Source organism: Pseudomonas sp. CFBP13509 (assembly GCF_005233485.1).
In the GTDB taxonomy this organism is placed as follows: domain Bacteria; phylum Pseudomonadota; class Gammaproteobacteria; order Pseudomonadales; family Pseudomonadaceae; genus Aquipseudomonas; species Aquipseudomonas marginalis.
In genome coordinates, this window is sequence record NZ_QGAA01000010.1 from 106,310 (window position 1) to 122,301 (window position 15,992).

The following is a 15,992-nucleotide window of genomic DNA, read 5'->3' on the forward strand; positions in this document are numbered from 1 at the left end:
CGCGCACGACCTCGCCAGCGCCGCGGTTTACAGGCTACGGTTTTTCGCCTCGATCCACTGGGACATGTACTGCGTACTTTTATGCGCATGGTGGCGCAGCATGCTGCCGGTGAAGTTGCTGCGGCGATGGGCGGCGAGGTGGCTGCGGCAGTGTTGCAGGCACTCCACCAGTGCAGGCCCGTGGACAGTGCGGTCATAACGGCCGGCAATCAGTTGGCGCCCATCCTGCTGGGCCTGGGTCCAGCGTTCGCGATCCTGATAAAGCGCCACGGCCGCCGCCGCCAGGGCTTCGGCGCATTGCTCGATGGCGCCGGGCCATGGCCGCTCATCGCCCATGGCCTCCGCGCCGATGGGGGTAGTGATGTTGGGCGTGCCGCACAGCATCGCATCGGCCAGCTTGCCCTTGATACCCGCGCCAAAGCGCAGGGGCGCCAGGCAGATGCGCGCGGCGCTCATCACTTGCAGGGCATCTTCGGCCCAGTTCATCACATGAAAGCCCTGCGCCGGGTTGTGCAGGGCGGTGGCCTTGGGCGGGGTGTAGGCGCCGTAGATATGCAGCTGGGCGCCCGGCAATTGCTGGCGAATTATTGGCCAGACGCTGTTCTTCATCCACAGTACGGCGTCCCAGTTCGGCGCATGGCGGAAGTTACCGATGCTGAGGAAGTGTGCACGCTCTTCGAACGGTACGAAGGCCTCGGTTGGCGGCGTCATCATCAGCGGGCACCAGTGGAGCAGGGCGGCGGGCAGCTTGAACTGTTCGGTGAGCAGGCGGATTTCCACGTCGGAGATCATCAGGCTGATGTCGCAGCGGTAAATCGCGGCGATTTCGCGCTTGGCCAGGTCGGTGTCGGCCATCAGTTGGAACGCCTCCTCCAGGGCCGGGGCGAACAGCGCGCTGAAGTCGTCGCTGCCCGGGTGGGCCTTGAGGTGCGCCTTGAGGCGCTGCTGACGGGCGTCGCGCAGGCTTTGCAGGTCGGAGGTCTCCAGCACGCGCAGGGCGTCGGGGCAACACTTCTCCACGCGCCAGCCAAACTGTTCTTCCATCATGAAACGGTCGAACAGCACGATGTCCGGGGCCAGTTCGCGGATAAAATCGTCGAAACTGCTGTTATTGAGCTCAATCGCGCATTCGGCGATGCCCAGCGCCAGCAGGTCGGCCTTGTGCTCGCCCAGTGCTGCCGGGCTGCTGAAGGTAATATCCCAACCTTGCGTAAGAAAAGTTTCGAGGATCTGCATCATATGCCCGCCCGCGGCCGAGGAACGGGGCTCCGGCCAGACATAACCAATGACCAGGACTTTGGTGGCGGGCTGATTCATTAGAAACGGTTTCCTTGGAGGGCAGGCGCAAAGCGCGCAATTAAACCACAACCGCGTGGCATGACAATTTGTGTCTGGCGGTAGGTAGCCACGGTACTTTGTGGTTAACTTCCGCCTCTCGAATTCGTTTAACCAAAACCCAGCATAAGGATTCTGTTCATGGCTCAAGTCACTCTTCGCGGTAACCCTGTCCAGGTTGAAGGCGAATTGCCGAAAGTCGGCTCTGAAGCAGCAGACTTCACCCTGACCGCCGGCGATCTGTCGGATGCAACCCTGGCTACCTTTGCCGGCAAGCGCAAAGTGCTGAATATCTTCCCAAGCGTCGACACCCCGACCTGCGCCACGTCGGTACGCAAGTTCAACGCCCAGGCCAACGAGCTGAACAACGCCGTCGTACTGTGCATCTCCACCGACCTGCCATTCGCCCAGGCGCGTTTCTGCGGCGCCGAAGGCCTGGAAAACGTGAAGAACCTGTCGGACTTCCGTGACCCTGGTTTTGCCGTCGATTACGGCGTAGCGATTACCGATGGCCCGCTCAAGGGCCTGACCGCCCGTGCGGTCGTGGTGCTGGACGAAAATAACACCGTGCTGCACAGCGAACTGGTTTCGGAAATCGGCCAGGAGCCGAACTACGAAGCGGCCCTGGCTGTTTTGAAGTAACTGTTGCGGCGCGTTACTGTCGTTTTGCAGTAACACCCGTAAGACATGATTGCGGCCTGGCCTAGTCCAGGCCGTTTTTATTTGTGGCTCAGACGTTTAGCGAAATAGCCCGCAGACTAAGCCGCAGAAGTTAAAAGTTGTAAGCCCAAGGTAAATAGCCGGTAAAGGCGCTTTTCTTAACGCGCTCCAGTGCTTATCTTTCAGCCTCCCGAAGAAGAAGCTCTCGCGCCCAATGGTTGATCACTCCATGCAATCCTCCCCCCGCAACTCCCGCCGCTGGCTGTTCGGCCTGCTCGTGCTGCTGGTTATCGCCGGCCTGTGCTGGAAATTCTGGCCAGGCGGCGCCGCCCACAAAGACGCACCGGCCGGGCATACCGGTAAAACCGGCATGGCGCGCCCGGGGTTCGGCGGGTCCACCGGCCCGGTGCCGGTGCGTGTAGCGCCAGCGGTGCTGGGGGAGTTCCCGGTGTACTACAAGGCCTTGGGCACGGTCACCGCGCTCAATACCATCAATGTGCGCAGCAGGGTGGGTGGCGAGCTGGTCAAGATCGCCTTTGAAGAAGGGCAGATGGTCAAGGCCGGCGACCTGCTGGCCGAGATCGACCCGCGCAGCTACCAGAATGCCTTGCTCCAGGCCCAGGGCACGCTGATGCAGAACCAGGCCCAGTTGAAAAACGCCCAGGTCGACGTGCAGCGTTATCGCGACCTGTACACCCAGGACAGTATCGCCAAGCAGACCCTGGACACCGCCGAAGCGCTGGTCCTGCAATACCAGGGCACGGTCAAGACCAACCAGGGCGCGGTGGACGACGCCAAGCTCAACCTCGAGTTCACCAAGATCCGCGCGCCTATCAGTGGTCGCGTCGGCTTGCGCCAGGTCGATGTGGGCAACCTGGTGGCGGCCAACGACACCACCTTCCTCGCGGTGATCACCCAGACCCAACCGATCAGCGTGGCCTTCACCCTGCCGGAAAACACCCTGGAAACCGTGCTCGCCCGTTATCACGCCGGCAACAAGCTGCCCGTGGAAGCCTGGGACCGTGGCGACGTCAAGCGGCAGGCCACTGGTGTGCTGCAAAGCCTGGACAACCAGATCGACGTCACCACCGGCACCCTGAAATTCAAGGCGCGTTTCGATAACAAGGACCAGGCGCTGTTCCCCAACCAGTTCGTCAACGTGCATTTGCTCGCCGATACCTTGCACAACGTGGTGCTGGCGCCGTCCGCCGCGATTCAGTTCGGCAACACCGGCACCTTTGTCTACAAGCTCGATGGCGACAAGAAGGTCAAGGTCCAGCCGCTGGTGGTGGGTGACACCGATGGCGACAACACTGTGATCAAGGAAGGCCTGGTCGCCGGCGACCGTGTGGTGCTGGAAGGCACCGACCGCCTCAAGGACGGCAGCGAGATCGAAGTGGTCAACGACAGCAGCGAAGTGCCGACGACGCCCACCGAACACCTGCAAGGCAAGCCGGCGGCTAAAGGGGAGACCGGCACCACCGCCGGCAAGGCGCAAAAGGTCGGTTCATGAACCTGTCGCGGCTGTTTATCCTTCGTCCGGTCGCCACCACGCTGAGCATGCTGGCGATTGTTTTGGCCGGCATTATTTCCTACCGCTTGTTGCCGGTCTCGGCGCTGCCTCAGGTGGATTACCCGACCATCCGGGTGATGACCCTGTACCCCGGTGCCAGCCCCGATGTGATGACCAGCGCGGTCACCGCGCCCCTTGAGCGCCAGTTCGGGCAGATGCCCGGCCTGACCCAGATGGCGTCCACCAGTTCCGGCGGCGCCTCGGTGCTGACCCTGCGTTTCAACCTCGACATCAATATGGATGTCGCCGAGCAACAGGTGCAGGCTGCGATCAACGCCGCCACCAACCTGCTGCCCAAGGATTTGCCGGCACCGCCGGTGTACAACAAGGTCAACCCGGCGGATACCCCGGTGCTGACCCTGGCCATTACCTCCAAGACCATGCTGCTGCCCAAGCTCAATGACCTGGTCGACACACGCATGGCGCAGAAGATCGCGCAGATCAGCGGCGTCGGCATGGTCAGCATCGCCGGTGGCCAGCGCCAGGCCGTGCGCATCAAGGTCAACCCCGAAGCCCTGGCGGCCAACGGCTTGAACCTCTCCGATGTGCGCACCCTGATCGCCGCGTCCAACGTCAACCAGCCCAAAGGCAACTTCGACGGCCCCACGCGGGTGTCGATGCTCGATGCCAACGACCAGTTGGTGTCGCCCCAGCAATACGCCGAGCTGATCCTGGCCTACAACAATGGCGCGCCTCTGCGCCTCAAGGATGTGGCGCAGATCGTCGACGGCGCCGAAAACGAACGCCTTGCCGCCTGGGCCAATGAAAACCAGGCCGTACTCCTCAATATCCAGCGCCAACCGGGCGCCAACGTGATCGAGGTGGTCGACCGCATCAAGGCGCTGCTGCCGAGCATCACCGACAACCTGCCGGCCGGCCTCGACGTGACGGTGCTTACCGATCGCACCCAGACCATCCGCGCCTCGGTCACCGATGTGCAGCACGAATTGCTGATCGCCATTGCCCTGGTGGTGATGGTGACGTTCCTGTTCCTGCGGCGGGTCAGCGCCACGATCATCCCGTCGATTGCCGTGCCGCTGTCGCTGGTGGGCACCTTCGGGGTGATGTACCTGGCCGGGTTCTCCATCAATAACCTGACGCTGATGGCCCTGACCATTGCCACCGGTTTCGTGGTGGACGATGCCATCGTGATGCTGGAGAACATTTCCCGCTATATCGAGGAAGGCGAGACGCCGCTGGCCGCCGCGCTCAAGGGCGCCAGGCAGATCGGCTTCACCCTGATCTCCCTGACCCTGTCACTGATCGCCGTATTGATCCCGCTGCTGTTCATGGCTGATGTGGTGGGACGGCTGTTCCGCGAATTTGCCATCACCCTGGCGGTGGCGATCCTTATTTCCCTGGTGGTGTCCCTCACGCTCACGCCGATGATGTGCGCGCGTTTGCTCAAGCGCGAGCCCAAGGAAGAAGAGCAGAGCCGTTTCTACAAGGCCAGCGGCGCCTGGATCGACTGGCTGATCGAAGCCTACGGGCGCAAGTTGCAATGGGTGCTCAGGCACCAGCCGCTGACCCTGCTGGTGGCCATCGCGACCCTGGGCCTGACCGTGGTGCTGTACCTGGTGGTGCCCAAGGGCTTTTTCCCGGTGCAGGACACCGGGGTGATCCAGGGTATTTCCGAAGCGCCGCAGTCGATTTCATTCGCCGCCATGAGCCAGCGCCAGCAGGAACTGGCGCAGATCATCCTCACCGACCCGGCGGTGGAAAGCCTGTCGTCCTATATCGGCGTGGATGGCGATAACGCCACCCTCAACAGCGGCCGCTTGCTGATCAACCTCAAGCCCCACGGCCAGCGCGACTTGAGCGCGGCCCAGGTGATCACGCGCCTGCAACCGCAAATCGACAAGCTGGTGGGAATCCGCCTGTTCATGCAGCCGGTGCAGGACCTGACCATCGAAGACCGTGTCAGCCGCACCCAGTACCAGTTCAGCATGTCCTCGCCGGACGCCGACCTGCTGGCCCTGTGGAGCGGCAAGCTGGTGCACGCACTGAGCCAGATGCCGGAGCTCACAGACGTCGCCAGCGACCTGCAGGACAAGGGGCTGCAGGTGTACCTGGTGATCGACCGCGATGCGGCCTCGCGCCTGGGCGTCAGTGTGTCGACCATCACCGATGCTCTGTATGACGCGTTCGGCCAGCGGCAGATTTCCACCATCTACACCCAGGCCAGCCAGTACCGCGTGGTCTTGCAGGCCCAGTCTGGGGAAACCCTGGGCCCGGCGGCGCTGAACCAGATCCATGTGAAGACCACCGACGGCGGCCAGGTGCGCCTGTCCAGCCTCGCCCATGTGGAACAGCGCCAGGCGCAGTTGGCGATTGCGCACATCGGCCAGTTCCCGGCGGTAATGATGTCGTTCAACCTGGCCCCCGGCGTTGCCCTGGGCAAAGGCGTGGAGCTGATCAACCAGGCGCAGAAGGACATCGGCATGCCGGTGGGCGTGCAGACCCAGTTCCAGGGCGCTGCCCAGGCATTCGAAGCGTCGCTGTCGAGCACCTTGCTGCTGATCCTGGCAGCGGTGGTCACCATGTACATCGTGCTGGGCGTGCTCTACGAGAGCTATATCCACCCGATCACCATTCTCTCGACCTTGCCGTCGGCGGCAGTGGGGGCCTTGCTGGCCTTGCTGCTCAGCGGCAATGACCTGGGCATGATCGCGATCATCGGCATCATTTTGCTGATCGGTATCGTCAAGAAGAACGCGATCATGATGATCGACTTCGCCCTCGACGCCGAACGCAACCAGGGCCTGGACCCGCAGACCGCGATCTACCAGGCGGCGCTGCTGCGCTTCCGGCCGATCCTGATGACTACCCTGGCCGCCCTGTTCGGTGCAGTGCCGTTGATGCTCGCTACCGGCTCCGGTGCCGAACTGCGCCAGCCCCTGGGCCTGGTGATGGTCGGCGGCCTGCTGGTGAGCCAGGTGTTGACGCTGTTCACCACGCCGGTGATCTACCTGTATTTCGATCGCCTCGGCCGCCGCTGGCGCAAAGAGCCGCAAAGCCTGGAGCCGGTTGAGTCATGAACCTGTCCGGACCTTTCATTCGCCGGCCGGTAGCGACCCTGCTGCTGAGCCTGGCGATCATGTTGCTGGGCGGGGTCAGCTTCAACCTGCTGCCGGTGTCGCCGCTGCCACAGATCGATTTCCCGGTGATCGTGGTCTCGGCCAGCCTGCCCGGCGCCAGCCCCGAGGTGATGGCCTCCACGGTGGCCACGCCGCTGGAGCGTTCCTTCGGCGCGATTGCCGGCATCACCACCATGAGCAGTTCGTCGAGCCAGGGCTCCACCCGGGTGATCCTGGCGTTCGACTCCGACCGTGATATCAACGGCGCCGCGCGGGAAGTGCAGGCGGCGATCAACGCTTCGCGCAACCTGCTGCCCAGCGGCATGCGCAGCATGCCCACCTACAAGAAGATCAACCCGTCCCAGGCGCCGATCATGGTGCTGTCGCTGACCTCGGACGTGTTGCAGAAGGGCCAGCTGTACGACCTGGCCTCGACCATCCTCTCCCAAAGCCTGTCCCAGGTGCCGGGGGTGGGCGAAGTGCAGATCGGCGGCAGCTCCCTGCCGGCGGTGCGTATCGAGCTGGAACCCAAGGCCCTCGACCAGTACGGCGTGGCCCTGGACGACGTGCGCAACACCATCGCCAATGCCAACCAGCGTCGGCCCAAGGGCTCCCTGGAAGACGGCGAGCGCAACTGGCAGATCCAGGCCAACGACCAGCTGGAAAAGGCCAAGGATTACGAGCCGCTGCTGATTCGCTACCAGGACGGCGCCGCCCTGCGCCTCAAGGATGTGGCGAAGATCAGCGACGGCGTGGAGGACCGCTACAACAGTGGCTTCTTCAACAATGATTCGGCGGTGCTGCTGGTGATCAACCGCCAGTCCGGCGCCAACATCATCGAGACCGTCAGGCAGATCAAGGCGCAACTGCCGGCGTTGCAGGCGGTGCTGCCGTCCAGCGTCAAGCTCAGCCTGGCCATGGACCGCTCGCCGGTGATCACCGCGACCCTGCATGAAGCCGAGATGACCCTGCTGATTGCGGTGGGGCTGGTGATCCTGGTGGTGTACCTGTTCCTCGGCAACTTCCGCGCCTCGCTGATTCCAACCCTGGCGGTGCCGGTGTCGCTGGTGGGCACGTTCGCGATCATGTACCTGTACGGGTTCTCACTGAACAACTTCTCGCTGATGGCGCTGATCCTGGCCACCGGCCTGGTGGTGGACGATGCCATTGTGGTGCTGGAGAACATTTCCCGGCATATCGACGCGGGCGTGCCACCGATGAAGGCCGCCTACCTGGGTGCCGAGGAAGTCGGGTTTACCTTGCTGTCGATGAACGTATCGCTGGTGGCGGTTTTCCTCTCGATCCTGTTCATGGGCGGGATCGTCACCAACTTGTTCCGCGAGTTTTCCATCACCTTGTCGGCGGCGATCATCGTTTCGCTGATCGTGTCGCTGACGTTGACGCCGATGCTCTGCGCCCGTTGGCTCAAGCCCCACGTGAAAGGGCAGATGACCGGCCTGCAGCGCTGGAGCCAGAAGATCAACGACCGCATGGTGGCCGGCTACGCCACCAGCCTGGACTGGGTGCTGCGCCATCGCCGCCTGACCTTGCTCAGCCTGCTGCTGACCATTGGCGTGAACGTGGCGCTGTACGTGGTGGTCCCGAAGACCTTTATGCCGCAACAGGACACCGGCCAATTGATCGGCTTTGTGCGCGGGGACGACGGCCTGTCGTTCAGCGTCATGCAGCCGAAGATGGAAATCTTCCGCAAGGCGGTGCTCAACGACCCAGCGGTGCTCAGCGTGGCCGGCTTTATCGGCGGCAACAACGGTACCAACAACGCGGTGATGCTGGTCCGCCTCAAGCCCATCAGCGAACGCAAGGTGTCCGCCCAGGCGGTGATCGAGCGCCTGCGCAAGGATGTACCGCTGGTGCCGGGCGGGCGCCTGTTCCTGATGGCCGACCAGGACCTGCAATTCGGCGGCAGCCGTGACCAGACCAGCGCGCAGTATTCCTACATCCTGCAAAGCGGCGACCTGGCCGCGCTGCGCCTGTGGTACCCGAAAGTGGTTGCGGCGCTGCGTGAGCTGCCGGAACTGACCGCCATTGACGCCCGTGAAGGGCGCGGCGCGGCCCAGGTCACGCTGATTGTCGACCGTGACCAGGCCAAGCGCCTGGGCATCGACATGGACATGGTCACCGCGGTGCTCAACAACGCCTACAGCCAGCGGCAGATTTCCACCATCTACGACAGCCTCAACCAGTACCAGGTGGTGATGGAGGTCAACCCCAAATACGCCCAGGACCCGATCACCCTCAACCAGATGCAGGTGATCACCTCCAGCGGCGCGCGGGTGCCGTTGTCGACCATTGCCCATTACGAGAACAGCCTGGCGGACGACCGCGTCAGCCACGAAGGCCAGTTCGCCTCGGAAAACATCGCCTTCGACATGGCCCCCGGGGTCACGGTGGAGCAGGGCACGGCGGCCATCGAGCGGGCGATTGCCAAGGTCGGCCTGCCGGAAGATGTGATCGCCAAGATGGCCGGCACTGCCGATGCCTTTGCGGCCACGCAGAAGGGCCAGCCGTTCATGATCCTCGGCGCGCTGGTGGCGGTGTACCTGGTGCTGGGCATTCTGTATGAGAGCTACATTCATCCGCTGACGATCCTCTCGACCCTGCCGTCGGCCGGCGTCGGCGCGATGCTTGCCATCTACCTGACGGGAGGGGAGTTCAGCCTGATTTCCCTGCTCGGCCTGTTCCTGTTGATCGGGGTGGTGAAGAAGAACGCGATCCTGATGATCGACCTGGCGTTGCAGCTGGAACGCAACGATGGGCTAGGCCCGCTGGAATCGATTCGCAGCGCCTGCCTGTTGCGTCTGCGGCCGATCCTGATGACCACCCTGGCGGCCATCCTCGGCGCCTTGCCGTTGCTGCTGGGCACCGGCGATGGCGCGGAAATGCGCCATCCCCTGGGCCTGACCATCATTGGCGGCCTGATTTTCAGCCAGGTCCTGACCCTCTACACCACCCCGGTGGTTTACCTCTATCTCGACCGCGCGCGCCACCGTTTCAATGCCTGGCGCAGCGTGCGTACCGATGCTGCCCTGGACACTGCGCTATGACCGATTCAACCAACGCCAATGCACTGCGGGCTTCCGACACGGCACTCATCCCTGTAGGAGCGAGCTTGCTCGCGAAAAAACGGCAGGCACCGCGTTCATTCAGGCTCGGCGCGTTATCGTTAACGACCTTCGCGAGCAAGCTCGCTCCTACAGTAGGGTTGGCGTTGTTGCTCAGCGCCTGTGCCGTCGGCCCGGATTACAAACGCCCGGAAGTCACTGAACCCGCGCAGTTCAAGGAAGCCCAGGGCTGGCGCCAGGCCGCGCCGAGTGATTCCCTGGCCCGTGGCGCCTGGTGGGAGCTGTATGGCGACCGCCAACTCAACGACCTGGTGCTGCGCCTGAATAATTCCAACCAGACCGTGGCCCAGGCCGAAGCGCGTTTTCGCCAGGCCCAGGCCCTGGTGCGCAGTTCACGCGGGGCGTTTTACCCCAGCGTCGACCTGAGCGCGGGCAAAACCCGCGCCAGCCAGGGCACCGGCAGCAGCAGCGCCAGCCTCAGCAGTTCCAGCAGCGGGATCCGTGACACCCTCAATGCGCAGCTCGGCGTGAGCTGGGAAGCCGATATCTGGGGCAAGTTGCGCCGTGGCCTGGAGGCCAACGAGGCCAGTGCCGAAGCCAGCTCGGCGGATCTGGCCGCGATGCGCCTGAGCCAACAGTCGGAACTGGTGCAAAGCTACCTGCAACTGCGGGTCATGGACGAGCAGACCCGCCTGCTGCAAGCCACGCTGGACACCTACCAGCGCTCCCTGCAAATGACCGAAAACCAATACCGCGCCGGGGTTTCCGGCAAGGACGCGGTGGCCCAGGCGCAAACCCAGCTCAAGACCACCCAGGCCAGCCTGATCGACCTGATCTGGCAACGTGCCCAACTGGAAAACGCCATCGCCGTGTTGATCGGCGAGGCACCGGCCAACTTCAGCCTGGCGGTGAGCAAGGACATCCCGGCCCTGCCGCAGATTCCGGTCAGCCTGCCGTCGCAATTGCTTGAACGGCGCCCGGACATCGCCTCGGCCGAACGCTCGGTGATCGCCGCCAACGCCAATATTGGCGTGGCCAAGGCCGCCTATTACCCGGACCTGACGCTGAGCCTGGCCGGCGGCTATTCCAGCAGCACCTATGCCGACTGGATCAGCCTGCCGAACCGCTTCTGGTCGGTAGGGCCGAAACTGGCCATGACCCTGTTCGACGGCGGCCAACGCTCGGCGGAAGTCGACCGCACCGTGGCGTCCTACGACGAAACCGTGGCCAAGTACCGCCAGACCGTGCTCGACGGCTTCCGTGAAGTGGAAAACTACATGGTCCAGCTTAAGGTGCTGGAAGACGAGGCGGTGGTCAGCAACGAAGCCCTCGAGGCCGCCCGAGAATCGCTGCGCTTGACCCAGAACCAGTACAAGGCCGGGCTGATTGCCTATCTGGATGTGGTGACGGTCCAGGCCACGGCGCTGAGTAACGAGCGCACCGTGTTGACCCTGTTGCAGAGCCGCCTGGTGGCCAGCGTGCAACTGATCGCCGCGCTGGGCGGTGGTTGGGATGGGCAGACGCCGATTGCCGAGAAGGATTGATCGATCGTTCTCACGTGTGTGGGAACGCAGTGTGTGGGTAATTTCAATCAGTAGATTGGCGTCAAACTGCCACTAATGGCCCTCTGATAATTAATCAACTGTTCAAGAATTATTCTCGCTACAATCGCCCGCTTTGCCACTTGGTACGGGCGTTTCGGGTCCGTTGCCCACGAGAAGTCCCATGCTTATCGGTAGCTATTCCCCCTCGCTGGTCGCGATCTCGCTGTTTGTCGCGATCCTCGCTTCCTACACCGCCCTGGACCTCACCGGCCGCATCGCGACCGCCAAGGGGCGCGCTGTGTATTTATGGATAGCCGGCGGGGCCATGGCGATGGGGGTAGGCGTCTGGTCCATGCACTTTATCGGCATGCTGGCGTTGCGCCTGCCGTTTGCCTTGGGCTTCGACATCGGTATCACCGCGCTGTCGTTGTTGATCGCGGTATTGTCCTGCGGCTTTGCATTATGGCTGGTCAGCCAAGCGCGTTTGCCTGCCTGGCAACTGGCGTTTGGCGCGCTGGTCATGGGCAGCGGTATTGCCAGCATGCACTACACCGGCATGGCCGCGATGCGCATGACGCCGGGCATCGACTATGACCCCACGCTATTTGGCCTGTCGTTGCTGATCGCGGTGGGGGCGTCCGGAGCCGCACTGTTGATTGCGTTCAACCTGCGCCGCAACACGCCTTATGTACGCCTGGCCCGTGGTGGTGCGGCGGTGGTGATGGGCTTTGCAATCGTCGGCATGCATTACACCGGCATGGCGGCCGCAGGCTTTGCCGATGAAAGTTACTGCGCCGCCGTGCTGGATGGCTTGAGCGGCAAGGGCCTGGATAACCTGGTGTTGGTGACGACCCTGGCGGTACTGGCCATCGCGTTGCTGACGTCGTTGCTCGACGCGCGCCTGGAAGCCCGTACTGCGGTGCTCGCCGACTCGTTGACCCAAGCCAACCAGGAACTGACCCACCTGGCCCTGCACGATATGCTCACCGGCCTGCCCAATCGCACCTTGCTGGCCGATCGTATTCAACAGGCCATCGAGGCGGTAAAGGAGCAGGGCGGTTGCTTTGCCCTGATGTTCATCGACCTGGATGGCTTCAAGCCGGTCAACGATGCTTTTGGCCATCACATGGGCGACCAGTTGTTGCGCGAAGTCGGCCTGCGCCTGCGCGAAGACCTGCGCAGTCACGACACCCTGGCGCGCATCGGCGGCGATGAGTTTGTATTGCTGGTGCAGTTGACCCAGCCCGACGATGCCCTCGGCCTTGCCGAACGCCAGGTGGTGCTGATCAACCGCGCGTTCCAGGTGGCCGAGCATGAGCTGAAGATTTCCGCCAGCGTCGGCATCGCCATGTTCCCGGGCAATGGCAACACCCCCCAGGAACTGCTGATGAACGCCGACGCCGCCATGTACCATGCCAAGGGCATGGGCAAGAACGGCTACAGCTTCTTTGATGTGTCGATGAACACCAATGCGCGCAAGCAATTGCAGCTGCTGCAAGACCTGCGCAATGCTCTTGAGCACGAGCAGTTCCGGCTGTATTACCAGCCCAAGTTTGATGCGATCAGTGGGATCCCGGTGGGCGCCGAAGCGCTGGTGCGCTGGGAGCATCCGCAACAAGGCTTGTTGTTGCCGGCGACCTTTATCGAACTGGCGGAAAAAACCGGCCTGATCATCCCCATCGGCGAATGGGTGCTCAATGAAGCCTGTCGCCAAATGAGCCTGTGGTACGCCCAGGGTTATGAGCACTGGCGCATCGCGGTGAACTTGTCGGCGTTGCAGTTTTGCCACGCCGGGCTGGTCAACAGCGTGGCCGGCGCCCTGGCGCGGCACCGGTTGCCGGCCAACAGCCTGACCCTGGAAATCACCGAGACCACCGCGATGAGCGACGCCGATGCGAGCATGACGGTGTTGCAGCAGCTGTCGGACATGGGCGTGGACCTGTCCATCGACGATTTCGGCACGGGCTACTCCAGCCTGATGTACCTCAAGCGCCTGCCGGCCAACGAGTTGAAGATCGACCGTGGTTTTGTGCGTGACCTGGAGCATGACAGCGACGACGCCGCCATCGTGTCTGCCATTGTTGCCTTGGGCCAGGCGCTGGGGCTGCGAATCGTCGCCGAAGGCGTGGAAACCGATGTGCAGCAGAGTTTTCTCACGCGGTTGGGGTGTAACTCCCTGCAAGGCTACCTGCTCGGCCACCCGTTGCCGGCGGACGGTTTCATGGCCCATATCCAGCGCGGCGAAGATGCAGCGGCGCCTGACAAAAGCCGTGCGTGACGGTTAGTATCGGATCCAACCCTAAACACCAGGTTGGATCAGGAGACCGCACGCATGGACAAAGTCCTCATCATCACCGGGGGGAGCCGTGGTATCGGCGCCGAGACGGCATTGCTGGCTGCCCGCGAGGGCTATCGCATCTGCATCAACTATCACTCCGATGAAAAAGCCGCCCACAGCGTGCTCGAGCAGGTTCGCGGCCTCGGTGCCCAGGCGATTGCGGTGCGCGCGGATGTCAGTATCGAAGATGAAGTGATTGCGCTGTTCCATCGCGTGGACGCCGAACTGGGCCGGGTCACCGCGCTGGTGAACAATGCCGGCACCGTGGGGCACAAGTCGCGGGTGGATGAGATGTCCGAGTTCCGCATCCTGAACATTCTCAAGACCAATGTGCTCGGTCCGATCCTGTGTGCCAAGCACGCGGTGCTGCGGATGTCGCCCAAGCATGGCGGGCAGGGCGGCAGTATCGTCAATGTGTCGTCGGTGGCTGCACGCCTGGGTTCGCCGGGTGAGTACGTCGACTACGCCGCATCCAAGGGCGCACTCGACACCTTCACCCTCGGCCTGTCGAAAGAAGTGGCGGGCGAGGGCATCCGCGTCAACGCGGTGCGCCCCGGCTACATCTTCACCGACTTCCACGCCCTGAGCGGCGACCCGGACCGGGTCAGCAAGCTCGAGTCCGGTATTCCCATGGCCCGTGGCGGGCGGCCGGATGAAGTGGCGGAAGCGATTATCTGGCTGCTGTCGGACAAGGCTTCGTATGCCACGGGGACTTTTCTGGATTTGGGTGGCGGTCGCTAGTGATGCAGTGCCTGTACCGGCGCCATCGGGGCATAGGTATCTACACAACTCTTAAAGGCTGACACATAACTCTGTGGTGAGCGGGCGGTGCGACGATTCGACAAGCCCGCTCACCACAGAAGCCTAATTGCCATAGATTCCGTATTCACTGGAAGTTGTGTAGATACCCATGGCCATCGGGGGCTTGCCCCCGATGGCGTCAGAAAGCGCAACGCCATCCCTCAAAACGACCGCACAATCCGCCCCAACGTCTCCATCGCCTTCTCCGAGACCTCGGTCCACGGGCTGCCGTAGTTCAGGCGAATACAGTTGCGAAAGCGCTGGGTCGCAGAAAAGATCGGCCCCGGCGCAATGCTGATGCCTTGCGCCAGCGCCATCTGGAACAACTTCAACGAATCGGTCTGCTCCGGCAATTCCAGCCACAGGAAATACCCGCCGGCCGGCTGGCTCACCCGTGTCTGCGCCGGGAAGTAGCGGGCGATAGCCGCCAGCATGGCGCTTTGCTGTTCTTCCAGGGCATAGCGCAGTTTACGTAAGTGGCGGTCATAGCCGCCGTGTTGCAGGTAGTCGGCAATCGCCGCTTGCGCCGGCATCGAAGGGCACAGCGAGGTCATCAGCTTCAAGCGCTCGACCTTCTGCGCATAGCGCCCGGCCGCCACCCAGCCGACGCGATAGCCCGGCGCCAGACTCTTGGCGAAGGAGCCGCAGTGCATCACCAGGCCTTCGTTGTCGAAGGCCTTGGCCGGCTTGGGTGCCTGCTGCCCGTAGTACAGCTCGGCGTACACGTCGTCCTCGATCAACGGCACTTGGTGGCTACGCAGCAGTTCCACCAGCGCCTGCTTCTTTGCTTCCGGCAATGTGGCGCCCATGGGATTCTGGAAACTGGTCATGGTCCAGCAGGCCTTGATCGGGTAGCGCTCCAGGGTTTGCGCCAGGGCGTTGAGGTCGATGCCGTCGCGCGGGTGCACGGGGATTTCCACCGCCTTGAGCTTCAGGCGTTCCAGCACTTGCAGGCAGGCGTAGAACGCCGGGGCCTCGATGGCCACCAGGTCGCCCGGTTCGGTGACCGCTTGCAGGCACAGGTTCAACGCTTCCAGGGCGCCGTTGGTGATCAGCAGCTCCTCCATGGGCAGCATCAGGCCGCCGACCATATAGCGCAGGGCAATCTGCCGACGCAGTTGCGGGTTGCCCGGCGACATGTCGGTGACCACCAGACGCGGGTCCATCTCGCGGCTGGCGCTGGCCAGGGAGCGGGCCAGGCGCGGCAGCGGGAACAGCATGGGGCTGGGGAAGGCCGAGCCGAAGGGCACGGTGTTGGGGTCTTTGATCGAATCGAGTACCGAGAACACCAGTTCGCTGACATCGACTTCGGTAGACTCATGCACCTGCTCGCTCACCACCGGTTCGGAGAACGGGCTGGGTGCATGGGTGTTGACGAAATAGCCGGAGCGCGGCCGTGCCCGGATCAGCCCGCGACGCTCCAACAGGTAGTAGGCCTGGAACACCGTGGACGGGCTGACGCCATAGGTCTGGCTGGCATAGCGTACCGACGGCACACGCTGGCCGGGGCCGAGCACGCCGGAGCGGATCAGTTCTGCGATGTCATCGGCGAATTTTTCGTAGCGTTTCATGTTGGCCTTA

Annotated in this window: 9 protein-coding genes; 7 read left to right on the forward strand and 2 right to left on the reverse strand. The window is 63.0% G+C overall.

All coding sequences use genetic code 11. From position 1 onward, the window contains the following. Positions 1-27 precede the first annotated feature (27 nt). Positions 28-1,317 carry a glycosyltransferase gene (locus PspCFBP13509_RS18030; protein WP_137212441.1) on the reverse strand — a complete coding sequence of 430 codons (1,290 nt, stop codon included), beginning with the start codon at positions 1,315-1,317 and terminating at the stop codon, positions 28-30. Positions 1,318-1,476: 159 nt separating this feature from the next. On the opposite strand from PspCFBP13509_RS18030, the gene tpx reads away from it, so the two are divergent. The 7 genes from tpx to PspCFBP13509_RS18065 all read left to right on the forward strand — a co-directional run bounded on the left by tpx (position 1,477) and on the right by PspCFBP13509_RS18065 (position 14,351). Beyond that, on the forward strand, positions 1,477-1,977 hold the full coding sequence (gene tpx / locus PspCFBP13509_RS18035) for a thiol peroxidase (RefSeq protein ID WP_065927848.1): 501 nt from the start codon (positions 1,477-1,479) through the stop codon (positions 1,975-1,977). 232 nt (positions 1,978-2,209) lie between these two features. Further along, positions 2,210-3,508: an MdtA/MuxA family multidrug efflux RND transporter periplasmic adaptor subunit gene (locus PspCFBP13509_RS18040; protein WP_065927847.1), complete on the forward strand. Its 1,299-nt coding sequence runs from the start codon at positions 2,210-2,212 to the stop codon at positions 3,506-3,508. Then, positions 3,505-6,606, forward strand: coding sequence for an MdtB/MuxB family multidrug efflux RND transporter permease subunit (locus PspCFBP13509_RS18045; RefSeq protein WP_065927846.1), 3,102 nt, complete (start codon positions 3,505-3,507; stop codon positions 6,604-6,606). Before PspCFBP13509_RS18040 ends, PspCFBP13509_RS18045 begins: the two co-directional genes overlap by 4 nt. Next, on the forward strand, positions 6,603-9,710 hold the full coding sequence (locus tag PspCFBP13509_RS18050) for an efflux RND transporter permease subunit (RefSeq protein WP_137212442.1): 3,108 nt from the start codon (positions 6,603-6,605) through the stop codon (positions 9,708-9,710). The genes PspCFBP13509_RS18045 and PspCFBP13509_RS18050 overlap by 4 nt, the downstream gene beginning before the upstream one ends. Further along, entirely contained in the window at positions 9,707-11,272 is a 1,566-nt protein-coding gene (locus PspCFBP13509_RS18055; RefSeq protein ID WP_083244951.1) for an efflux transporter outer membrane subunit, read from the forward strand. The genes PspCFBP13509_RS18050 and PspCFBP13509_RS18055 overlap by 4 nt, the downstream gene beginning before the upstream one ends. Positions 11,273-11,453: 181 nt before the next feature. Next, the gene (locus tag PspCFBP13509_RS18060; protein WP_137212443.1) at positions 11,454-13,550 is read left to right on the forward strand and encodes a putative bifunctional diguanylate cyclase/phosphodiesterase; all 2,097 of its coding nucleotides are present in this window, start codon (positions 11,454-11,456) and stop codon (positions 13,548-13,550) included. Between the two features lie 54 nt (positions 13,551-13,604). Next, complete coding sequence (locus PspCFBP13509_RS18065) at positions 13,605-14,351, forward strand: SDR family oxidoreductase (protein ID WP_065927843.1); 747 nt, start codon at positions 13,605-13,607, stop codon at positions 14,349-14,351. Positions 14,352-14,572: 221 nt separating this feature from the next. On the opposite strand, the gene mapR is transcribed toward PspCFBP13509_RS18065, so the two are convergent. Next, positions 14,573-15,982 carry a GntR family transcriptional regulator MpaR gene (mapR, locus tag PspCFBP13509_RS18070; RefSeq protein ID WP_065927972.1) on the reverse strand — a complete coding sequence of 470 codons (1,410 nt, stop codon included), beginning with the start codon at positions 15,980-15,982 and terminating at the stop codon, positions 14,573-14,575. Positions 15,983-15,992 lie beyond the last annotated feature (10 nt).

Bases quoted from the DNA above. Each gene is read 5' to 3' on its own strand.
- PspCFBP13509_RS18030 (WP_137212441.1), bottom strand. From the start codon at position 1,317: ATGAATCAGCCCGCCACCAAAGTCCTGGTCATTGGTTATGTCTGGCCG.
- tpx (WP_065927848.1), top strand. From the start codon at position 1,477: ATGGCTCAAGTCACTCTTCGCGGTAACCCTGTCCAGGTTGAAGGCGAA.
- PspCFBP13509_RS18040 (WP_065927847.1), top strand. From the start codon at position 2,210: ATGGTTGATCACTCCATGCAATCCTCCCCCCGCAACTCCCGCCGCTGG.
- PspCFBP13509_RS18045 (WP_065927846.1), top strand. From the start codon at position 3,505: ATGAACCTGTCGCGGCTGTTTATCCTTCGTCCGGTCGCCACCACGCTG.
- PspCFBP13509_RS18050 (WP_137212442.1), top strand. From the start codon at position 6,603: ATGAACCTGTCCGGACCTTTCATTCGCCGGCCGGTAGCGACCCTGCTG.
- PspCFBP13509_RS18055 (WP_083244951.1), top strand. From the start codon at position 9,707: ATGACCGATTCAACCAACGCCAATGCACTGCGGGCTTCCGACACGGCA.
- PspCFBP13509_RS18060 (WP_137212443.1), top strand. From the start codon at position 11,454: ATGCTTATCGGTAGCTATTCCCCCTCGCTGGTCGCGATCTCGCTGTTT.
- PspCFBP13509_RS18065 (WP_065927843.1), top strand. From the start codon at position 13,605: ATGGACAAAGTCCTCATCATCACCGGGGGGAGCCGTGGTATCGGCGCC.
- mapR (WP_065927972.1), bottom strand. From the start codon at position 15,982: ATGAAACGCTACGAAAAATTCGCCGATGACATCGCAGAACTGATCCGC.